A 22,428-nucleotide genomic window follows, 5' to 3' on the forward strand; every position below is an offset into this window, starting at 1 on the left:
AATTATAAGATGTAGTTATTTTTATACGGCTATTAAAAATGTTCTACTGTAGCTTTTTTCCAAAAATAGTCAAATTCCTCAGGGATATTATTTTCATCCAAAAGACGTCCTTTTACTATTTCAGGATATAGTTGAGAAAAAGTAGCCACTTTATTGCTATCTATTCGAGTGGTAACACAATCTCGAGTTACATCATCTGGATGCGCAATTCCTGCAGAAGCCATTAAATCTACTGCACTTTTTACCGTTTCTTTTTGATAGCGCGCTACACGAACGCTCTTTTCTTCAGGAACTAAACCTTTGGTTAATCTAGGGTCTTGAGTGGCTACACCTGTGGGACACGTATTTGCGTGACATTCTAAAGCCTGAATACACCCTAGAGCAAACATCATTCCGCGAGCAGAATTGCATAAATCGGCACCAATTGACAAATTACGAATAATATCAAATCCCGAAATAACCTTACCACTAGCAATAATTTTAATTTCGTGTTTGATACCGAAACCATTTAAGCAATCGTAAACAAAAGCCAATGCATCACGAAGTGGCATTCCTACATGATCCGAATATTCAGGAGGTGCAGCACCAGTACCACCTTCACCACCATCTACGGTAATGAAATCAAAATAGGTCTTAGTATGTACCATTGCTTTACAAATTGCTATAAATTCCGATTTATTACCGATACAAATTTTCATTCCTATGGGTTTTCCACCTGATTTTTCTCTCAATAATTGCATAAACTCCATTAATTGAAGCGGTGTTTTGAATGCCGAATGTGAAGGTGGAGAAATAATATCATGGCCTTTATCCACCAAACGAATAGAAGCAATCTCATCGGTCACTTTTTCTTTTGGTAAAATACCTCCATGTCCTGGTTTAGCACCTTGAGAAAATTTGATTTCTATCATCTTTACTTGTTCCAAAGTAGCTCTCTTTTCAAATTGATCTACATTAAAAGTACCATCGGCATTTCTACAACTAAAATAACCCGTACCAATGTTCCAAACGACATCACCACCTTCTAGATGATAAGGAGAAAGGCCTCCTTCACCTGTATTATGATAAAAACCACCTTCTTTAGCACCATGATTTAAAGCTAAAATGGCATTTTTACTTAAACTACCATAACTCATCGCACTAATATTGAAGATACTCGCAAAATAAGGTTGGCTACATTGTGAAGAACCAATTTTTACTCTCGGATTATGATTTAACAATTCAAAAGGAATGGCATTGATACTATGATTGATCCATTCATACCCTTCAGAATACGTATTCAATTGGGTTCCAAATGGTTTTGCATCTGTTTCTTTTTTACTTCTAGAATACACCATACTGCGTTGCAAGCGGTTAAAAGGTTTTCCTTCAGTATCCGTTTCTATAAAATACTGACGCATTTCCGGCCCTAAATCTTCCAATAAATAACGCATCCTACCTAACAATGGAAAATTACGTTTTATCGTATGTTTCGACTGATACATATCGTACAACCCCATAAGGATTAAAGGAATAAAAATAGCCAGTAGTAAACTGAATTTCCAGTCTATATAGATTAAAATAGCCGTAATAGCTAAAACCGTAAAACTGATAACAAGGAAAGCTTTTCTCATGTGGTCTGGTCTTTTATAGTAGTAGTTCAAAAGTAAGTTTTTTTGATTGTTTTAGCAGGTGTAAAGGTTATTTTTTTACTAAAAATGAGTTAAACAATTCAGAGTAAAATACTTATAAATAATGATTTTTAATTTGTTGCATGCTATTATTTTTGAAATTTAATTCATATTAAACCAATGATTGGTATTGAAAAGATGTAACATTCTCTATTTTTTAATGTCCTATAAGTATCAATCAAAAAAATCAAACATCATGAAGTATTTAAAAATCGTAGCCATAGTCTTAGCATTTGCAAGTTGCTATGCACAAGACAAACAAGTTTTACTTAAAAAAGAAGCCTTTACTGATTTTTCAAAATTGCCTGTTTATTCTAGATTAACCGAAAAAGACAATGGAAAAACAGTTTGGAAAAAGAAGTATCAATATCTAGATAGTATTACTATCTACAACATCCAATACCTAAGTGATGGGTTAAAGGTTAATGGGTTATTGATTACTCCAAAAACAACATCAAAAGTACCTTGTATCATTTTTAATAGAGGTGGAAATCAAGATTTTGGTGCCTTAAATATGATGGCAGCTTTGCATTTAGGGAAGCTAGCCAATGAAGGATATGCCGTTATTGCGAGTCAGTATCGAGGGAATGCTGGAGGAGAAGGAAGAGAAGAATTTGGAGGTAGAGATGTAAACGATGTGCTACAATTAATTCCCGTTTTAGCAGAAGAAAAAGTTGCCGATACTTCTAAAATAGGAATGTATGGTTGGAGTAGAGGCGGTATGATGACATATAGAGCATTAACCAAAACCAATACAATTAAAGCAGCTGTTGTAGGAGGTGCTTTAGCAGATATGGAAGAGGCTATTAAAGATAGACCCGAAATGGAAAGCCAATTACTTGCTGAATTAGTTCCAAATTATAAAGGAAATGAAGCCGAAGAAATAAAAAAGCGTTCGGCTATACAATGGGTTGATCAATTTCCAAGAAAAGTGCCTATTTTATTACTTCATGGAAATTCGGATTGGCGTGTAAAACCGGAACAAAGCTTACGAATGGCCTTAGCTTTTACTGAATATCGTATTCCTTATCGTCTTATTATCTTTGAAGGAGCTGATCATGGAATTAATGAGTTTAGAGAAGAAGTGAACGAGGCTGTTTTAAATTGGTTTGATAAATATTTAAAAGGGAATGCCAATTTACCCAATATGGAATATCATGGAGATTAACATAAAAAGGCTTTGATTCACTCAAAGCCTTTTTATTTAGAAGTCTAATTCAGTTGCTTCTTTATATTTATAATGATTCGGATTTTCTAAAATTTTGGTTTTCATTTCTAAAGCCTTCTCTTTTTGATTGGTTTTTAAATACAGTAGTAATTGGTACCAATACCCTTTAGAATATTCCTCAGAAGTTGTTAAAGAAGCTAGTTTTTGAAAGGTTGCAATAGCTGCTTCATTTTCATTTAATTGGTCATAAGAAGCTCCTAAATAGAGTAGTGCAAAAGGGTACCATTTGTCTTCAGGTTCAATAATTGACAATGTAGCAACTGCATTTTTATATTCTTTGTTCTTAAAAAAGACTTCTCCTTTCTCAAATAGTTCTTCGGGGTCACCTTTTACTGTAAAAGAGGGCAGTTCTTCCCAATTTACATAATTCTGGTAATAATCGGGTAATGCTTTGGGTGTATTAAAAATAAAAAACAAACTGATTAACACAACAATAGAAGCTGCAGCAGAATAGAACCAGTTTACAGTTTTCTTTCTTTTGAAACGAACTGTTGTATGGGGTTGCTGATTTTTACCAATTGCTCTTATTTTTTGAGATAATTTAGCATTATCTTCCTCGTTTAATATTTCGTTCATTTGAACTAATTCCTGCTGATAAGAAGTATTCGTCAAAGAAATTTTTTCTTGTTCGTGTATCGCTAAAAGCTGTTGATGTATCAAAACTTCTTCTTGAAGGTCTTCTTCAATAGCTATTCTTTTTTCAAAAGCTTCTTTTTCTGTATCACTTAAGTTACCTCTAAGGTATTGATCTATTAAATCTAGTGTATCTATGTCCATATTAAGCTCCCCATTTGATTATTTTTTGAAACTCTTTATCATTTTTTATCAATTCTATTAATTTAGAACGACATTTAAAAACCCTTTGCCTCACTGTATTCACCGTTGCATAAGCATTTGCTAAGGTTATTTCTTCATAACTTAAACCATTGAAATAACTGCTTAAGATGTCTTTACAATTTTCGGATAAAAGACTAAATTTAGCAATGTAAAATTCAAAACATTGTTGTTCTAAAATAAAAGCACTTAAATTCGTTTCTTTTTCTTCTAGTGTCAAAACATCTGTTTGTATTACCTTGTTTTTTAAGTTTTTTTTCCAAATATTTTTGCAAATCACAAAAAGGTATGCTTCAAAGGAAAGTATCACACTTCTTTTTTCTTTTTGAGTTATAATAATATACATCAAGGCATCGTGAAAAACATCTAATGCATCATCTTCATTACCTTTATTATATAAAATAAATGCCAGAACCTTTGGATATATTTTTTTATAAATCTCTTGTATAATTTGGTCTTCACCTTGAATGAGTGCTTGAATATAGCGTTCAGTGTTTTCCATTTATGATTAGTCTAAAACGAGTTATCTTTTGTAAGTTTCATTTGAAATGAATTATAATTTTAAGGATTTGGCACTTTAAAATAGATATTCAATTATGGGAGTAAAAATACATATTTTTTTACATTGTAGTTTCTGTTTGTAAATTAGCTACTTATACTATTTTATAATTGATTATTTTTATTTTATAAAATTGGGTAATAAAAAATAAGAATGCATACTATATAAAAAATTAAAAAAATAAACCATGAAAAAATTTAAAATGACCAGTTATTTTGGTCTACTGCTCTTTGTTTTATTTTCTTGTACCAATGAAGATACTTATGATGAAAATTTTTCTAACGAAAATGAAAAGAGTAATGAGACAACTATTGCCAATAGACTAATGTCAAGAACTGCTTTACCAAGATATTCTAATGACAGACTTATTGTAAGGTTTGCACCAGGCGTTGCAGATAGCATCAAAGCCGATTTAAGAGACATTCACGGTGTAACGAACTTTAAGCTCTGCGAACACTGTACTGATGACACGATTGAACTTTGGATGTTTGGGAATGGTATTAATATTGAACCTAAAAAATCGGCAATTGAACAAGGAAGTGGTGGTGGAGTTGAAGCCATAGTGGATGTGGATTATGAATTTACCTTTGGTATCGATTTAAATAATCCTGATTTAGGCACTGCTAATGATTATAATTATCATTCGTATATTAAATCCTCAAATGATGGTGTTACCATTGCTGTTTTAGATACAGGTATTGCTCCCACAATTGGTGGTGATGATAATGCGGTTTTTACAGCACCTTTCCTTTATAATGCTGATGGTGATGGAAATCCTTCGATTCTTTCTGGTTGGGATTTTGTCAATCATGATCACAACACTTTTGATGATAATAATGGTCGTCATGGAACTGTAGTTTCTTCTATCATTACAAGTATTTTAAATGATAGTCCTTCTGCAATTCCACATCAAATTATGCCTTTAAAAGTATGTGATCAATATGGGAAAGCCAGTTATTTTGATTTTTTATGTGCTACTAATTTTGGCCTTGAACATGCCGATATTTTACAAATGAGTTTAGGTTGGTATGATGATGGATTTGGCGATTTTTTAAACACCATAATTTCTTCCTTAATCAATGAACATCCAGAAGTAATAATTGTTACTTCAGCTGGAAACCAGCAAAATAATAATGATCTGTTGGCACATTATCCTTCGGGTTATACGCATGAAAATATTATTGCAGTTGCTGCAGCAAATAAGTATGCCAATGAAGCGTTTACTTTTGGAAATTCTAATATTGCTAATTTTTCTAATTATGGTTTAGAAAGTGTAGATGTATTTTCGAGAGGAGAAAATATTCCTTTTCTCGGTTATGACATGAGTGGAACCTCTTTTGCAGCACCCGTTGTAGCAGGAGTAATAGCGAGATATAAATACGAACATCCAGGGTTTAGTACAGGCGAATTACTATTTCAAGTAATTAATTCAGGTAGTGTTTGTCCAACCAGTTTTGATACGGCTAAGAAAGTAAAATATAATAAAGTTATTTTACCGTAAGTTCAAATCCTTTAGAAAACAAGCAAAAATATACATGAGAATCGTAATTTTTGCTTGTTTTTTTATATTTTCATGGCAAAAAATGTCATGTCTCTTTTTGCAAAATGTTTTTGTTGTATTCTATTATTTACGGTTTCAACTGTTTTTTCTCAAAAGCATTTAGCGCTTCAAATAGAAACCATTCTACAACCTGACAAAAGTGGAAAAGAAACGAATAATGCATTCGTTTTAGAACAACTTTTAGTAGTATTATCGCATCAACAAAAAAGCAGTATCACAGCTGAAATGGGCCAACTTTATGCTGAAATTGGTAAATACTACTATAAAACAGCGGCTAATAACGAAGCTATTTTATATCTTAAAAAAGCGATTGAAATCCAAAAAAAATACAAAAAGAATTCGTTAGAAATTTTAAACAAAACTAGAAATAATTTGGCATGGATTTATTCTTACGAAGGTTTTGAAAAAAAACGTTATGATGTTCTTCAAGAAATTCTTTCCGATAATGGGAATGATAAATATACCTTTAATGCAGGAATTGACAGTGCTGTTATTGAAGCGAATACGGGTGACTTTTACTCAGGTTTGAGCAGACTCAACTTGTTATTAACAAAATTTAATCGTGTCGATATTGATAAAGAATTGCAATTGCGAATGGTAATTGTAGGTATTTATGGAAAAATGTATGAAACTACTTTTCTTTCAAAAAAGACTTCCGATTTAGAGATTATTAAAAAACATCAGAAAGAAATTGAAAAAGAATTTGAAAATAGCAATTTACCTGATACATTTTTATATGCCGCTTACAATAATATAGCTAATGTGTATGAAGCTTTTGATAAGGATAAGGAAGCACTAGAATTGTATCAAAAAGTAGCTCTTTTTTATGCAAAAGAAGAAGCACTATCAGAACAAGTAAGTGCTTTAAATAATATGGGTTTTTTGTATGCCAAACAAGGAAAACATAAAGAAGCCACTGCTTGTTATAAAAAAGTATTGTCCCAATCTGTAGATAACGTACAAAAGGCTACTGCTTATGATAATATGGGATATTTTCTACAAAACAGCAGTGCGGTTGAAAAATTAAACTATTTTCAAAAAGCAATACAAGTACTATTGGATAAAACTACTTCTGATTTTCAAATACCAACCTTACAAACGATTAGAGATTCTAACCATGAACAAGAAGCATTAATTTTTTTAGTGGATTTAGCCTATCATTATGTAGCAACATATAAAGAAAGTAAAAGAATGGAGTACTTACATTTGGCAAAAGCAACGCTATTTCGGATTGATGAATTGGTTTCTCTTTTGCGATATGAAAGTAATTCGGAACAATCGAAACTATTTTGGATTGAAAAAGGAGTCAATACTTATTTGTTAGCGGTTGAAGTTTGTTATTTATTAAACCAACCCGATGATGCCTTTTATTTTATGGAGAAAAACAAGGCAGTTTTACTTCAAGAAAATATTAAAAATTTACAAGCAAAATTAGCTTTTGAAATTCCAAATGAACTATTGGAACAAGAATACAAATTGCATTACGAATGGATGGTTTTAGACAAACTATTTCAGCAAAACACAACTGATATTTCGATTCAAAAACGATTGATTTCAAAAGCAAATGAATTCAAATTGTTTATGGATAAAATGCAACATAATTATCCAAAATATGTGCAACTGAAAAAAGAAACAGAAACCATTTCTTTTGAAAAAATAAAAAAACTAAGCCAATCTACTAATACCTCTTTTATAACATATATTTTAAATGATAATGAAGGCTATGGTATTTTTTATTCCGAACAAGAAAGTCATTTTTTTAAAATAAATGAGGTGCCTCTTTTGCAAAAAAGAATACAATCTTTGAAACATTACCAAAAACAACCTATTCTATCTCCTGACACAATTAGGGATTATCAAAAAGTTGCATTTGATGTTTTTCTCACTTTATTTCCTTTTAAAGATGCTCTTGAAAAACTTAGTAATAAATCACTTATTATAGTTCCAGATGATAACTTGTTGAATTTTCCTTTTGAAGCATTAGCTGTAAATGCTAAAGATAAATTATCGGAAAGTTATTTACTTCAAAAAACGGCTATTTCTTACTTACAATCCTTTTCGGTATTTGAAAAAATAAAAAATAAAAAAAATAACCCTGCAAATAAGTTATTATTTATGGCTCCATCTCAATTTTCGGATGAGAGTTTAGCGCCTCTACAAATTTCAAACGAAATGACGGGCAACTTAAAAGGGTATAAATCAACAACCATTTATACTGAAAATGAAGCTTCTAAAAATAACTTTTTTAATACTAGTGGTACTTTTGAAATAATTCACTTAAGTACACATGCAGGAGTGGATTCTATCTCTCATACTCCTTGGATTTCTTTTCAAAATGAAAAAGTAACTTTATATGAATTATACGGAATTGAAAACCAAGCAGAATTAGTGCTGTTAGATGCATGTAAAACCAATGATGGACTTTTGGCTTCGGGTGAAGGTATCATTAATTTGTCAAGGGCTTTTTTTAATAATGGCTCCCAAAGTGTTGTAGCTTCTTTGTGGAATGTAAATGAAAAAGCGGGTAACGAAATTATAGAAAACTTCTATAAACAATTAGAATTGGGACAATCAAAATCAAAAGCGTTGCAATTTGCTAAAATAAAGTATTTAAAGAAACATCAATCCTATGAAACTTTACCCTATTATTGGGCTTCTTTCACACTTACAGGAAGTACTAAATCAATACATTTGGATACAACCAATTCCATTATCTATATTTTTAGTATACTAACTATTTTACTTATTGGACTCTTACTTTGGCTAAAAAATAAAAAACTAAAATAGTCTATCCCTTCCCATTTTATACCAGCTTTTAAAGGGCTGGTTTTTTTTTACTTTTTTTGGGTAATGAATTTTTAAAGCAAACACTTATGGTTAGATCGATCAAAAAGGTGTAACCCGAAAAACCTGAAAAAATAGAGTAGGGACAAACTTATAAAAATTCAAAATGGAATCTAGAAAAAAACTAAAATTATTAGTGCTACTGTGTAGTCTTTTTTTAATCAATATGAATGTGTTTTCTCAAAACAGAGAGGAAAGCGAATCAATTGAAATTTCAAAAGAAATGTTTGATAGAGTAAAACTTTGGCAAGAAGCAGGAAGAAACCAAAGAGTTCCTTTAGATCAATATTTACAAAATTATTACGAAACAAATGATACCGTATCATTAATTGTAAATAAACTACGAGAAAGTAGTAGATCCAAAAAAACTGCTTGTGGATGTATTACTTTAAATGTAAATAGTTCATATGAAATGGCTCCCGCTTCTGGTGGAGTTTATTACCCTTATGAAGATCAAGGAGGATTGACTACTTGGGCAAGAACGAATATAAATGGAGCGTCCTCAGTGCAAAGATTGTATCTTAATTCGATGGATGGTAATACCGACTATGAATATTCGAATATTATTAACAATCAAACGGGTTCAACTACCGCTCATGCTAGAATGTCTTTTAACTATCTGTGTACTAATGGTAGTCTTTTACCTGAAGATTGTGGTTGTGATAAGACCATATATATAAAATCGGGTTATTATGGTTATGGATCAGTATATACAGAAGTAGGAGGAATCTTAAACAATCGTTTTTCTAGAGGTTCAGTTGATGATGCGTCTGTTTTAGTTAAAATAGATCAATATCAATCTACCACAGATTTAGCAGTTTTAAAAGCGGGTTCGATGCTGGTTTCAAGATGGCAACATGAACAATGGAATCCACAAGCATGGTCCAATTATCTTAATTTAGCAGCAAGTGTTACAGGTGTAGTGGTGTCGGTTGTTGGAGGAGCTCCATTACCTCCTTTAGGAAATATAGCAGATCAAATAGCAGCTGCTGCAAACACACCAACCATAATTCAATTGGGTTCAAATGATACTAATGGAACAGCTGAAGGTAATTTTGCAGTAAATTACGATGGTGGAATAACTTTAAGTCCCAATCATATTGTAACTGTACAAATGGTTTCTAGTACCAGAGTTTTTGCAAAAGGAAACAAAAAATATCGTTCTCATGTAAATCGTACGAGTGATTTCTATATTTCAGCGGTATTACCATTTAATGATTCAAATCCAGAGTGTTGTATGGAAAAATATGCAAAATGGGTTAGTGCCTCTTCTGGAGGATATGGTGTGCAAGCCTATGGAAATACGGGTCTAAGAAATGGAATTTCAAGTCATGTTACGCTTTGGTCACCTTGGAATAATTTATTTGATAGTAATGGTGATGGAAATATTGACATCAACACTTCTATAGGGTATGGTAACAATTCAAAAGAGTGCATTGTTTGCGGTCTTGATCCTATTACTGGAATGTCAGTGAGAGCAAACGGATTAAATATAAATAGTAATACTAGACCTGCTATTTTTACTTGGAATGGTCAAATGAATGTATCTAATTATGTTCTTTACATTTATAATGCGTCGGGTGTATTAATTCATACTATTACAACTAGTTCACCACCAGTTACAGTTAATTTAGCTCCTGGTAATTATAGTTTTAAAGTAAAGGCAAATTGTGAAAATGGAAGTTCAACTACATCAGGTTTAACTAACTTTGAAGTTAAAGAATTATATGCAGAACAAGATCCTCGAGATTTGTCTTTTGGTAAAACAGGAGTTTCTAATCAACTAATTTTATATCCAAATCCAACCAAAGAAAACACTATAATTCAAGTTGATAAATCTGAAAAAATACTTTCTTACACCATATATGACAACACTGGAATGGTTGTTAAAACGGAAAAGTTTACAGGTGAGTTTAATGAGAAGTCCATTCAGTTAAGCGATGTAAGAAAAGGCTTTTATTTAATTACTGTTGAAACTAATAAACAAGTTTACAAAGAGAAATTAATTAAAGAATAATATTTTTTTAATTCTCTACAAAGGTTCGATTGTTGTATTGCTATAACAATCGAACCTTTACCTTTTTTCAGTTATATGAATATTACTTTTTTTATAATATTGATAAAAATAAACTTTTATAAATTCATATTAAATATTTTTTTAGTAAAAAAAATAGGAATTCAATAAAATAAATCCTGCTAATTTAATATATTTATGCAAAATTTATATATATGGATGTTATCACTTGTCCAAAATGTAACGGTTCAACACTTGTCAAAAGTGGCATAATTAAAGACAGACAGCGCTATTTATGCAAGTCATGCATCTATTATTTCACAGTAAATAAATTAGGTAAAAAGATAGATGATTATTATGTTACAAAGGCTTTACAACTCTATTTAGAAGGTTTAAGTTTTAGAGAAATAGAAAGGATTATTGGAGTTTCTCATGTATCTATTAGTAACTGGGTGAAAGAATATAAAATAAAAAAACCACCACATCCAAATTATCATCCTAGCTATAAGATATTTAAACATAATGAATTAGTAGAATATTTAAAAACAAAAGACCAATTATCAGGTGCAGGTATGATTATAACTGAACTTGGAGACAAATTCATGCTCATAAAATGGGAACGTTTTAAGGATTAACTATACTACTTTACACTTATATATATAGTTTTTTACAGTACAGAAAATAATTTCAAAATTTGATAGAACAAAATAACTAAAATCAAATTTTAAATTATGAAAAAAATACTATTTATTATTGGATTACTTTTTTCAGCTTTAACATTCTCTCAGGGTTCACCTGATTATGAAGGCGGACTTAAAGTCAAAATTAATGAAGAAGGTACAAAATATTTTAGAATTATATCTTGGGCACAATTCTGGGCACAACATAATTCAGACCGTCCTTTAGACGCAAATGGGAACGAACAATCTGATTTAAATTTTAGCATCCGTAGAGCTCGTATCTTAATGTATGCTCAAATTAGCCCAGATTTCTTAATCTTAACACATTTTGGACTGAATAGTTTAAATGCAGAAAACATGAGTCCGACAGGTACTCGCGACGCTTCTCAACTGTTTTTTCATGATGTATGGGCACAATATAGTTTAGGAAAAAATCATGCTATTGGTGGAGGTTTGCATTATTGGAATGGTATTTCTCGCTTGAACAATCAAAGCACTTTAAACATAATGACATTAGATAACCAAAGACAAGCATGGGCAACTTTAGGATTATCCGATCAATTTGCTAGACATTTAGGGGTATACCTAAAAGGTTCTTTTGGAAAATTACAATACCGAGTTTCTATAAATGAAGCCGAAACCAATAACTTAGATACTTCTACACCTGTAAATGATGGACCAGCTTCTTATACAGGACGACGTTTATTAGGATCTAAAGAAGCTGGAAAAGTATATGCAGGTTATTTTGATTATGCGTTCTTTGATGCTGAAAGTAATTTCTTGCCCTACAAAGTAGGGTCTTATGTAGGTACTAAAAAAATATTTAATATCGGAGCTGGTTTCTTTTTACATCCTAGTGGCGCAGTAGTAGCTGATGCAACTGGGAATTTGAGTGGCGAAGATGTTAGTATTTTCGCGGTAGATGCTTTCTATGATGCACCAATTGGGAGTAAAGGAGGTGCTCTTACCGCTTATGCTTTGTATCAAAATGCTGATTATGGTAAGGATTTTAGATTAGGAACAACCTATGAAACGGGTTCTCTTTTACACGGACATTTAGGTTATGTTCTACCCATTCAAACGAAAGCAAAAATCCAACCTTATTTATCTTATGATTCTAGAAAAATTGATGCAATTGATGATAATGCTTCACAATTGGGTATTGGTACTAATTTCTATTTAAGCGGTCATAATTCCAAACTTACTTTGGAATATCAAACTCTAAAATATGCTGATAATGATGCCATCAATACCATTACTCTGCAGGCAATGATATATCTATAAATAAACCAAAAAATAAATATTATGAGCGAAAAACAAAAACACGCTACGGCCTATTGGAAGGAAAACTTAAAGTACCTTCTTATTTTATTAAGTATTTGGTTCGCTGTTTCATATGGAGCAGGAATACTTTTTAAAGATGCTTTAAATGAAGTTAAAATCGGTGGGTTTCCTTTAGGATTTTGGTTTGCCCAACAAGGATCAATATATGTATTTGTGATATTGATTTTTGTATACGTTCGATTAATGAATAAACTCGATAAAAAATTCGGTTTCGACGAATAATAATTAGTAACATAAAAATAAGATATCATGAATGTACAAGTTTGGACTTACATTATAGTAGGGATTACATTTGCTTTATATATAGGAATAGCAATTTGGTCTAGAGCCGGATCAACTAAAGAATTTTATGTTGCTGGTGGAGGTGTTTCTCCCTTAGCAAATGGGATGGCAACTGCTGCCGATTGGATGTCTGCAGCTTCATTTATTTCCATGGCTGGAATTATATCTTTTGCAGGATATGATGGTGCCGTATATCTGATGGGTTGGACAGGAGGTTATGTGTTATTAGCATTATTGTTAGCACCTTATTTGAGAAAATTTGGAAAGTTTACAGTTCCTGATTTTATTGGGGAACGCTATTATTCAAACACGGCTCGTACAGTTGCTGTAGTTTGTGCATTAATTGTTTCTTTTACCTATGTTGCAGGTCAAATGAGAGGCGTTGGAGTTGTTTTTTCTAGATTTTTAGAAGTTGAAATTGAAACGGGTGTGGTTATAGGTATGGTAATTGTTCTTTTCTATGCTGTTTTAGGCGGAATGAAAGGAATTACATATACACAAGTAGCACAATATTGTGTGTTAATTTTTGCTTTTATGGTTCCTGCTATCTTTATTTCTATTCAAATGACAGGAAATCCAATTCCACAATTAGGTATGGGTGGTACGGTAACTGGTGGTGAGAATATATATTTATTAGATAAATTAAATGGATTATCTACAGAATTAGGTTTTGCCGAATATACCAATGGTTCTAAATCATTAATTGATGTATTTGCCATTACTTTAGCATTAATGGTAGGTACAGCTGGTCTTCCTCATGTAATTGTTCGTTTCTTTACTGTTAAAAAAGTAAAAGATGCCCGTAAATCTGCGGGATGGGCATTATTATTAATTGCGATTTTGTACACAACAGCACCAGCAGTTGCTGTATTCGCAAAAACCAATTTAATTGAAACGGTTAGCGACAAAAATTATGCAGATATGCCAAAATGGTTTACCAATTGGGAAAAAACAGGTTTGTTAAAATATGAAGATAAAAATGGAGATGGAAAAATTCAATATTATAATGATAAATCAAAGAATGAAGCATTTCTAGCAGCTCAAGAAGCAAAAGGGTTAAAAGGAAGCGAATTAACTATCGATAATGATATTATGGTACTAGCAAATCCTGAAATCGCACAATTACCTAATTGGGTGATTGCTTTAGTTGCTGCAGGTGCCTTAGCAGCTGCTTTATCTACTGCAGCGGGACTTCTATTAGTAATATCTTCTTCTGTTTCTCATGATTTAATTAAAAAAATGGTTAATCCTAATATTTCTGAAAAAGGAGAATTATGGGCGGCTCGTGGTGCTGCAACTGTAGCAGTTGTAATCGCAGGATATTTTGGAATTAATCCTCCAGGGTTTGTAGCAGCTGTAGTGGCTTTAGCTTTTGGTTTAGCAGCAGCTTCCTTTTTTCCAGCAATTATTTTAGGTATCTTCCATAAAAAAATGAATAAAGAAGGTGCAATTGCTGGGATGATTGTAGGATTATTACTAATGCTTTTCTATATGCTAAAATTTAAATTTGGGTTGTTTGATGGTGGCAAAGATGCTGTGGCTGGACTAAAAGACAGTTGGTGGTTTGGAATCTCACCAGAAGGTTTTGGAACTATTGCAATGATAGTAAACTTTATTGTGGCTTTTGTAGTTAATAGTTTTACCAAAGAACCACCTCATGATGTTCAAGAAATTGTGGAGCATATTAGAATTCCATCTGGAGCAGGTGAGGCTACTGGTCATTAAAAATTAAATATATTATTTTAAAAACGCTGTAAACTCTTACAGCGTTTTTTTCAGTTTAAAAGATAAAATTGTATTTTTAAACAGATTAAAATCAAATGAAAAAAAGACACCAACAAAAACTAGTTGTATTAACAGTTTTTCTTTTACTAAGCTTAAATCTACCTTTACTGTTATTATTTGATAGTAGTGACGCTTTTTTTGGTATACCCATATTCTATATTTATATTTTTTCAGTTTGGGCTTTTTCAATAATTGTTTCTCTTATTATAGTGAATAGATATTATGAATAGTATAGTCTTAATTTTCATTTTGTTATTGTATCTAACGTTTCTTTTTTTTATTGCACATTGGGCTGAAAAAAAAGAAAATTTAAGATGGGCAAATAATCCTTATGTATACTCTCTTTCATTAGCAGTGTACTGTACCGCTTGGACGTATTATGGTAGTATAGGTGTTGCAGCTAATTCAGGATTAAATTATTTAACGATTTACATTGGTCCCATAATAATTATTCCTGCATGGATTATCATTCTTAGAAAAATTATTCGTATTTCTAGATTGAATAATGTGTCTAGTATTGCGGATTTTATTTCGTTACGATATGGCAATAGCCGGTTTTTAGGTGCGTTAGTAACTTTAATTTGTTTGGCTGCTATACTTCCTTACATAGCTTTACAATTAAAAGCCATTTCAGAAACATTTCATGTGGTCACTAAAACTTCAGAGAATTCTTTAATCATATTAGACACTACCACTTACGTAGCTGTTGCTTTAGCTTTGTTCGCCTCCTATTATGGAACTAAATATGTAGATGCATCCGAAAAAAGAAAAGGAATTATAACTGCAGTAGCTATGGAAAGTACTTTAAAATTACTATTTTTTGTACTTATCGGTTTGTATGTTACTTATGTCGTTTATGATGGGTACGGGGACATTTATCAGAAAGCTTCATTATTAGAACACTTTCATGAAAAAAATACCATTGGAAGTATAGAAAATGGAATGAATTGGTTCTTTTTATGTATGCTATCCTTGTTTGCTATTTTTTTATTACCAAGACAATTTCATGTATCTGTTGTTGAAAACAATAGAGAAAGACATATTAAAACCGCTTTATGGTTATTCCCATTATATCTTTTTATTTTTAATCTTTTTGTTTTCCCAATTGCTTGGGGCGGAAATGTTCTTTTTTTTGGAGAAGCTAAAAATGCAGATACCTTTTCGTTATTAATTCCACAATTTTATGATAATACTTTTTTAACGGTTTTGGTATTTCTAGGAGGTTTTTCAGCGGCTATTTCCATGATTATTGTTTCTAGTATTAGTTTGTCGACAATGTTAAGTAATAATCTTTTAATTCCATATACCTTTTTAGGTAAGTTAAAAAATGAAGCGCAAGAAATCAATAATAAAAAAATTGTAAACATAAGAAAGGTAGGTATTTTTTTGTTGATTATAATAGCCTATCTTATTTATCGTTTTTTTGCTTTAGATTATAGTTTAGGTTCAATTGGATTAGTTTCATTTGTTATTATTGGTCAGTTAGCACCGTCCTTTTTTGGAGCCTTATTTTGGAGAAGAGGATCTAGTTTAGGGGCCAAAAGTGGTATTATTATGGGATTTTTAGTGTGTTTATATACTCTCTTAATTCCATATGCTTATGGTTTAACCAATACTACAAATACCTTTATTGCATCAGGTCTCTTTAATAGTGATTTGTTAAAACCTTTAGCATTATTTGGACTTGATTATTTGTCACCTATAGCGCATGCCTTTTTTTGGAGCATGTTATTTAATACGATGACCTATTTTGCAGTTTCTGTTAGTTTTAAAGGTAATTATAGAGAACGTAATTATGCTGAAATGTATATTGATATTGATAAATACAGTACCAATCATGAAAATGCCTTTGTATGGAGAGGAACTGCTTACACAAGAGATATTGAAAAGGTCTTATTAAAATTTCTAGGTGAAGATCGTACCCAAAGAGCGATGGCAATTTTTAATACGAAATACAATGTCGATAAAAATCAAGAAATGGCAGATGCACGTTTGGTTAAATTTGCCGAGAATCTTTTAACAGGTCATATTGGTACGGCTTCTGCAAAAATTTTAATTTCTAGTGTTGTAAAAGAAGAAAAAATAACGTTACCAGAGGTTTTAAAAATTTTGGAAGAATCCAATGAAACAATCTTAATCAATAAAAAATTGACGGAGACATCAAATGAATTGAAGAAAATTACCAACCAATTGCAAAAAGCCAATGAAAATTTAGTAATAAAAGACAAACAAAAAGACGATTTTTTAGACACCGTTACTCATGAATTGCGAACTCCCATAACTGCTATTCGTGCTGCGAGCGAAATTTTAATAGATGATGATGAAATTCCAGAAGACATAAAAAAACAATTTCTAACCAATATTATTTCCGAATCGGACCGCTTAAACCGTTTAATTGATAAAATATTAGATTTAGAAAAATTAGAAACAGGAAAGCAAAAATTAAATCTAACACTAAATGATTTTCATCAAACCTTACTCAAAACAATCGAACCCCTACAACAATTAATCAAGAATAAAAACATTTCGATTGCTATTGAAAATAATAAGCCAATAAATTTGAGGTATGATGAAGATCGAATCATACAAGTGGTAACTAATTTGCTATCGAATGCTATTAAATTTTGTCCCGATAAAGATGGAAAAATTAAGATCAAAATTATTGATAGAGAACAATTTTATGAAATACATGTTATGGATAATGGTAAAGGAATCGATGAAAAAGATGCAGAAATGATTTTTGATAAATTTTATCAATCTGATAATCAAAACATTAAAAAACCGCAGGGTAGTGGTTTAGGTCTTGCCATTTGTAAACAAATAATCGAATTACACCAAGGAAAAATTTGGGTAAAAAACAATGATATTACTGGGGCATGTTTTACTTTTACACTTTTAAAATAATACAAAAAGACACAATTAAATGAAGAAAATACTATTAGTTGACGACGAACCGAATATCATTATGTCTTTAGAATATACATTTAAAAAAAATAATTATGAAGTATTTATAGCTCGTGATGGTCAAGAAGCATTAGAAATTTTAAAAACACAAATTCCAGATGCGATTATTCTAGATATCATGATGCCAAATGTGGATGGTTATGCTACCTTGGAACACATTAAAAAAAACGATGCTTTACAAGAGTGTAAAGTCATTTTTTTATCGGCGAAAAATAAAGAATCAGACATTCAAAAAGGTTTAAACTTAGGAGCAAGTGCTTATTTAACAAAACCTTTTTCTTTGAAGAAATTAGTGGATCAAGTAAAAGAATTAATAGAATGATAGCATTACGTTTAACTATACCAATTTAGCAATATTATCTTTACATCTTCTTAATAGAATTACTATATTTACCTAACAAATAAAAAATTATAACAAATGAGCTATTATAAAATAAATGACTTAGAGAATTATTTTAAAATGTATAAAAAATCGGTTCGTGAACCTAGAAAGTTTTGGGATAAAATTGCTGATGAGAATTTTAGTTGGTACCAAAGATGGGATAAGGTCTTCGAATTTGATATTGAAGAAGCTCAATTTAAATGGTTTACCAATGCAAAAGTAAATATTGTAAAAAACTGTATTGATCGTCACTTAAATAAAAGAGGTGATAAAACAGCTATTATTTTCGAACCCAATAATCCTGAAGAAGAAGCACAACATATTACGTATAATGAATTATATGTTAAAGTAGCTAAAATGGCTAATGTACTTAAATCACAAGGTATTAAAAAAGGAGACCGTGTTTGTATTTATCTACCAATGATTCCAGAATTAGCGGTAGCAGTTTTAGCGTGTGCGCGAATAGGAGCGATACATTCTGTTGTTTTTGCTGGTTTTTCCTCAACCGCTTTATCTAGTCGAATCAATGATAGCCAATGTAAAATGGTAATCACATCTGATGGTGGTTTCAGAGGTAATAAAACGATTAACTTAAAAGGCATAGTAGACGAAGCTTTAAAAGATTGTCCAAGTGTCGAAAAAGTGTTGGTAGCTAAAAGAACGAATGAGAATATAGCGATAAAAGAAGGTAGAGACTTATGGCTACAACCTCTTTTAGACGAAGCTCTAGATAATCATGTAGCCGAAATTATGGATGCAGAAGATCCGTTATTCATCTTATATACTTCTGGTTCTACTGGTAAACCAAAAGGAATGGTTCATACAACTGCTGGATATATGGTGTATACGGCTTATACTTTTAAAAATGTTTTCAATTACGAAGAAAATGATGTGTATTGGTGTACTGCAGATATCGGTTGGATAACAGGCCACTCTTATATTGTTTATGGTCCTTTATTAAATGGTGCAACTACCGTTATGTTTGAAGGTGTACCCTCTTATCCAGATTTTAGTCGTTTTTGGCAAGTAATTGAAAAACATAAAGTCACTCAGTTCTATACTGCACCAACCGCTATTCGTGCCTTAGCAAAAGAAAGCGTGGATTATGTAAAAGGATTTCCTTTAAGTAGTTTAAAAGTAATTGGTTCTGTAGGAGAACCAATTAATGAAGAAGCATGGCATTGGTATAATGATCATGTAGGTGGTAAAAGATGTCCGTTAGTAGATACTTGGTGGCAAACGGAAACAGGTGGTATCATGATTTCTCCAATACCGTTTGTAACACCTACAAAACCTACGTATGCTTCTTTACCTTTACCCGGAATTCAACCCGTTTTAATGGATGAATTGCGAAATGAAATTGAAGGCAATCAAGTTACAGGAAGTTTGTGTATTAAATTCCCATGGCCATCTATGGCTAGAACCATTTGGGGAGATCACGAACGTTATAAACAAACGTATTTCTCTGCTTATCCTGGAAAATATTTTACAGGTGATGGTGCACTTCGCGATGAAGTAGGATATTATAGAATTACGGGTAGAGTAGATGATGTTATTATCGTTTCTGGTCATAATTTAGGTACAGCACCAATTGAAGATACTATTAATGAACATCCAGCAGTTGCAGAAAGTGCTATTGTTGGTTTCCCTCATGATGTAAAAGGAAATGCTTTATATGGTTTTGTTATCTTAAAAGAATCGGGTGAAAGTAGAAATCAAGATAATTTGAGAAACGAAATTAACAACCTCATTGCAGATAAAATTGGTCCTATATCTAAATTAGATAAAATTCAATTTGTGAATGGTTTACCAAAAACACGTTCTGGAAAAATTATGCGTCGAATTTTACGTAAAATTGCTGAAGGTGAAGATGGTAATTTTGGGGATATTACCACTTTATTAAATCCTGAAATTGTAGAGGAGATTAAAAATGGTAAATTGTAAATACCAAATATATACTACTAAAAAAGGTTGCTTTCTTGAGCAACCTTTTTTGTTTTTTATGGCAGCATAATTGTATAAAAATTAGTACATTTATACACCTAAATTTCTTCAAAAATGCAAATCATAAAAGTAGCATCTCCTTCAGATTCATTACTTTTTGGGAAAGCTAACAAGTATCATTATATGGATAGTTTTCAAGGAAGTATCATCGATACAGATAATACGATAACTCCTTTAGCAGTTTTAAAGGCTTTTTTTCAAACCAGTCCCAAATGGGTGAGTGCCTTGTTTTCATTAAGAAATAAAATAGTGAAAATAATCGGTTTAAAAACCAGCCAAACTATTAAAAATAAAGAAGAGCTAATCGCAAATTTAAAGGGCGTTACCAATGAACAAATTGGATTATTTAAAATTTTCGAAAGTTCGTCCAACGAAATTATAATGGGTGAAGATGACAAACATCTTAATTTTAGGGTTTCACTTTTGTTAGACTCATCTTCATCACATCAAGAATTAAAAAATATTACCATCACAACCACAGTACAATTTAATAATACTTTAGGAAAATTATATTTTATACCTGTTAAACCTTTTCATCATCAAATTGTACCAAGTATTTTAAAAGGAATTATTAAAGAATTAAAAAACTGCAAGTAACCTAATGAATCCAAATATTCACGTTAAAATAGTTAAAGATACTTTATCTGAAAATGTAACCCAATTGTTGCAACAACTCAATCCATCAATAGCACTTGAAATAATAAAAAAACGGCAAGCTGAAATGTTTCAATATCCAAATTACATCTGTTTCGGATTATATGTTGACCATCAGCTTATTGGAATTACTTGTGCTTGGATTATGACCAAAATTTATTGTGGAAAACAAATTGAGATTGATAATGTTATCTTAGATGAAAAACATCAATCAAAAGGATATGGAAATATACTATTAGACTTTATCGAAAATTGGGCCAAAGAGAATCAGTGTGAAACTATTGAATTGAATACATATGTACAAAATTCAAGATCCCATAAGTTTTATTTTTTAAAAAATTACAGCATATTGGGTTTCCATTTTCAAAAAAAATTAAACAAATAAGATATAATTCATTTATTAAAATAGTGAAACTAATAATTTAAGCTAAACAAGGGTTAAATAGTACGATTTTTCACACTTTTTAACTTATCTTAGCTTTTATGAACAAACAAACAGAAATTGGAATCATTGGTGGTGGTTTAGCAGGCTTAATAGCCGCAATTCATCTTCTTAAACAAGGGATTTCTGTAACTGTTTTTGAAAAGAACACCTTTCCAAAACATAAAGTCTGTGGCGAATTTATTTCTAATGAAGTATATTCTTATTTGAATTATTTAGGACTTAATATCGCTTCTTTACATCCTGCAACTATTAATACAACCTTAATTTCTAATCAGGATGGAAAAAGTATTTCTGCACCTTTAGAAATGGGAGGTTTTGGCGTGAGTCGCTTTACATTGGATTCATATTTAGCTGATAATGTGATAGTTTTAGGAGGTGAATTTATAAAAAGTACCGTTTCTCAAGTCAATTTCAAAGAAGATAATTTTATAATTACTACCGAAAATAAGGAGACCTATCAGTTCATTCAAGTTTTAGGAGCTTTTGGAAAACGTTCTAATTTAGATACTGTTTTGCAACGAAAATTTATCCAACAAAAATCTCCTTGGTTGGCTGTAAAAATGCATTATTCAGTAGATTATCCAAGTAACTTAGTAGGTCTGTATAATTTTAATGGTGGTTATTGCGGGGTTTCTCAAGTAGAAAATAAAGTGGTTAATATTTGTTATTTGGTACATTATAAAGTGTTTAAAAAATATAAAAATATTGAAGCTTTTCAAGAAAACGTTTTATATCAAAACCAAAAACTAAAAGCAATTTTTACTCAAGCAGTTCCTTTATTTGAAAAACCATTAACCATTAGTCAAGTTTCATTTGAGAATAAGCCTAAAATTGAAAATCATATGTTAATGATTGGCGATACTGCGGGTTTGATTCATCCACTTTGTGGAAACGGTATGGCTATGGCAATTCATAGTGCCAAAATTGCAAGTGAATTGGTTATTTCGTTTCTTAAAAAAGAGATGAATAGAGACCAATTGGAACGTTCATATAGTACTATTTGGAATCAAAACTTTAGAAAAAGAATACAATTTGGGAAACTACTATCTAAAATTATGCTGCATGATTTTGCTTCTAAAAATATCATGAATTTGATTGCTTTTTTTCCATCTATTTTATCCTTTATAATAAAAAAAACGCATGGAAAAGAACTTCTAGATAACATATGAAAAACTACA

General features: G+C 31.2%; 17 protein-coding genes. 14 read left to right on the plus strand and 3 right to left on the minus strand.

The window, feature by feature from the left end; all coding sequences use genetic code 11:
- Positions 1-32 precede the first annotated feature (32 nt).
- Positions 33-1,613 (minus strand): FMN-binding glutamate synthase family protein, encoded by a 1,581-nt coding sequence (locus FHG05_RS03530; RefSeq protein WP_140996635.1) that lies wholly within the window; start codon positions 1,611-1,613, stop codon positions 33-35.
- 253 nt (positions 1,614-1,866) lie between these two features.
- Between FHG05_RS03530 and FHG05_RS03535 the strand changes: the two genes are divergently transcribed.
- The gene (locus FHG05_RS03535; RefSeq protein WP_181369139.1) at positions 1,867-2,838 is read left to right on the plus strand and encodes an alpha/beta hydrolase family protein; all 972 of its coding nucleotides are present in this window, start codon (positions 1,867-1,869) and stop codon (positions 2,836-2,838) included.
- Positions 2,839-2,874: 36 nt separating this feature from the next.
- Here FHG05_RS03535 and FHG05_RS03540 read toward each other — a convergent pair whose 3' ends face one another.
- Both FHG05_RS03540 and FHG05_RS03545 read right to left on the minus strand, forming a co-directional pair.
- Positions 2,875-3,675, minus strand: coding sequence for a tetratricopeptide repeat protein (locus tag FHG05_RS03540; RefSeq protein WP_140996637.1), 801 nt, complete (start codon positions 3,673-3,675; stop codon positions 2,875-2,877).
- 1 nt (position 3,676) lies between these two features.
- Positions 3,677-4,234 carry an RNA polymerase sigma factor gene (locus FHG05_RS03545; RefSeq protein ID WP_140996638.1) on the minus strand — a complete coding sequence of 186 codons (558 nt, stop codon included), beginning with the start codon at positions 4,232-4,234 and terminating at the stop codon, positions 3,677-3,679.
- A gap of 244 nt (positions 4,235-4,478) precedes the next feature.
- Here FHG05_RS03545 and FHG05_RS03550 point away from each other — a divergent pair, with 244 nt between their 5' ends.
- The 13 genes from FHG05_RS03550 to FHG05_RS03615 all read left to right on the plus strand — a co-directional run bounded on the left by FHG05_RS03550 (position 4,479) and on the right by FHG05_RS03615 (position 22,419).
- Positions 4,479-5,792 (plus strand): S8 family peptidase, encoded by a 1,314-nt coding sequence (locus tag FHG05_RS03550; protein ID WP_140996639.1) that lies wholly within the window; start codon positions 4,479-4,481, stop codon positions 5,790-5,792.
- A gap of 72 nt (positions 5,793-5,864) precedes the next feature.
- The gene (locus FHG05_RS03555; RefSeq protein ID WP_140996640.1) at positions 5,865-8,639 is read left to right on the plus strand and encodes a CHAT domain-containing protein; all 2,775 of its coding nucleotides are present in this window, start codon (positions 5,865-5,867) and stop codon (positions 8,637-8,639) included.
- A 163-nt stretch (positions 8,640-8,802) separates the two neighbouring features.
- Positions 8,803-10,713: a T9SS type A sorting domain-containing protein gene (locus FHG05_RS03560; protein WP_140996641.1), complete on the plus strand. Its 1,911-nt coding sequence runs from the start codon at positions 8,803-8,805 to the stop codon at positions 10,711-10,713.
- A 212-nt stretch (positions 10,714-10,925) separates the two neighbouring features.
- Positions 10,926-11,345, plus strand: a complete 420-nt coding sequence (locus tag FHG05_RS03565) for an IS1/IS1595 family N-terminal zinc-binding domain-containing protein (RefSeq protein ID WP_140996642.1) — start codon at positions 10,926-10,928, stop codon at positions 11,343-11,345.
- 96 nt (positions 11,346-11,441) lie between these two features.
- Positions 11,442-12,674, plus strand: coding sequence for a hypothetical protein (locus FHG05_RS03570; RefSeq protein ID WP_140996643.1), 1,233 nt, complete (start codon positions 11,442-11,444; stop codon positions 12,672-12,674).
- A gap of 21 nt (positions 12,675-12,695) precedes the next feature.
- On the plus strand, positions 12,696-12,956 hold the full coding sequence (locus FHG05_RS03575; protein ID WP_140996644.1) for a DUF4212 domain-containing protein: 261 nt from the start codon (positions 12,696-12,698) through the stop codon (positions 12,954-12,956).
- Positions 12,957-12,983: 27 nt separating this feature from the next.
- Positions 12,984-14,741 carry a sodium:solute symporter family protein gene (locus FHG05_RS03580; protein ID WP_140996645.1) on the plus strand — a complete coding sequence of 586 codons (1,758 nt, stop codon included), beginning with the start codon at positions 12,984-12,986 and terminating at the stop codon, positions 14,739-14,741.
- 282 nt (positions 14,742-15,023) lie between these two features.
- Complete coding sequence (locus tag FHG05_RS03590) at positions 15,024-17,705, plus strand: ATP-binding protein (RefSeq protein ID WP_140996647.1); 2,682 nt, start codon at positions 15,024-15,026, stop codon at positions 17,703-17,705.
- Positions 17,706-17,724: 19 nt separating this feature from the next.
- Entirely contained in the window at positions 17,725-18,087 is a 363-nt protein-coding gene (locus tag FHG05_RS03595; protein ID WP_140996648.1) for a response regulator transcription factor, read from the plus strand.
- Positions 18,088-18,183: 96 nt separating this feature from the next.
- Positions 18,184-20,091: an acetate--CoA ligase gene (acs, locus tag FHG05_RS03600; RefSeq protein ID WP_140996649.1), complete on the plus strand. Its 1,908-nt coding sequence runs from the start codon at positions 18,184-18,186 to the stop codon at positions 20,089-20,091.
- 114 nt (positions 20,092-20,205) lie between these two features.
- A complete protein-coding gene (locus FHG05_RS03605; RefSeq protein WP_140996650.1) occupies positions 20,206-20,748 on the plus strand; it encodes a DUF2867 domain-containing protein in 543 nt (180 codons plus the stop codon).
- Positions 20,749-20,752: 4 nt separating this feature from the next.
- Positions 20,753-21,190 (plus strand): GNAT family N-acetyltransferase, encoded by a 438-nt coding sequence (locus tag FHG05_RS03610; RefSeq protein ID WP_140996651.1) that lies wholly within the window; start codon positions 20,753-20,755, stop codon positions 21,188-21,190.
- A gap of 98 nt (positions 21,191-21,288) precedes the next feature.
- Positions 21,289-22,419 carry an NAD(P)/FAD-dependent oxidoreductase gene (locus FHG05_RS03615; RefSeq protein ID WP_140996652.1) on the plus strand — a complete coding sequence of 377 codons (1,131 nt, stop codon included), beginning with the start codon at positions 21,289-21,291 and terminating at the stop codon, positions 22,417-22,419.
- The last annotated feature ends 9 nt before the right edge of the window (positions 22,420-22,428 follow it).

Origin of the sequence: Flavobacterium profundi (assembly GCF_006491645.1) — a bacterium.
Classification (GTDB): Bacteria; Bacteroidota; Bacteroidia; order Flavobacteriales; family Flavobacteriaceae; genus Flavobacterium; species Flavobacterium profundi.

Coding starts and splice junctions, on each gene's coding strand:
- FHG05_RS03530 (WP_140996635.1), bottom strand. CDS start 1,613: ATGAGAAAAGCTTTCCTTGTTATCAGTTTTACGGTTTTAGCTATTACG.
- FHG05_RS03535 (WP_181369139.1), top strand. CDS start 1,867: ATGAAGTATTTAAAAATCGTAGCCATAGTCTTAGCATTTGCAAGTTGC.
- FHG05_RS03540 (WP_140996637.1), bottom strand. CDS start 3,675: ATGGACATAGATACACTAGATTTAATAGATCAATACCTTAGAGGTAAC.
- FHG05_RS03545 (WP_140996638.1), bottom strand. CDS start 4,234: ATGGAAAACACTGAACGCTATATTCAAGCACTCATTCAAGGTGAAGAC.
- FHG05_RS03550 (WP_140996639.1), top strand. CDS start 4,479: ATGAAAAAATTTAAAATGACCAGTTATTTTGGTCTACTGCTCTTTGTT.
- FHG05_RS03555 (WP_140996640.1), top strand. CDS start 5,865: ATGGCAAAAAATGTCATGTCTCTTTTTGCAAAATGTTTTTGTTGTATT.
- FHG05_RS03560 (WP_140996641.1), top strand. CDS start 8,803: ATGGAATCTAGAAAAAAACTAAAATTATTAGTGCTACTGTGTAGTCTT.
- FHG05_RS03565 (WP_140996642.1), top strand. CDS start 10,926: ATGGATGTTATCACTTGTCCAAAATGTAACGGTTCAACACTTGTCAAA.
- FHG05_RS03570 (WP_140996643.1), top strand. CDS start 11,442: ATGAAAAAAATACTATTTATTATTGGATTACTTTTTTCAGCTTTAACA.
- FHG05_RS03575 (WP_140996644.1), top strand. CDS start 12,696: ATGAGCGAAAAACAAAAACACGCTACGGCCTATTGGAAGGAAAACTTA.
- FHG05_RS03580 (WP_140996645.1), top strand. CDS start 12,984: ATGAATGTACAAGTTTGGACTTACATTATAGTAGGGATTACATTTGCT.
- FHG05_RS03590 (WP_140996647.1), top strand. CDS start 15,024: ATGAATAGTATAGTCTTAATTTTCATTTTGTTATTGTATCTAACGTTT.
- FHG05_RS03595 (WP_140996648.1), top strand. CDS start 17,725: ATGAAGAAAATACTATTAGTTGACGACGAACCGAATATCATTATGTCT.
- acs (WP_140996649.1), top strand. CDS start 18,184: ATGAGCTATTATAAAATAAATGACTTAGAGAATTATTTTAAAATGTAT.
- FHG05_RS03605 (WP_140996650.1), top strand. CDS start 20,206: ATGCAAATCATAAAAGTAGCATCTCCTTCAGATTCATTACTTTTTGGG.
- FHG05_RS03610 (WP_140996651.1), top strand. CDS start 20,753: ATGAATCCAAATATTCACGTTAAAATAGTTAAAGATACTTTATCTGAA.
- FHG05_RS03615 (WP_140996652.1), top strand. CDS start 21,289: ATGAACAAACAAACAGAAATTGGAATCATTGGTGGTGGTTTAGCAGGC.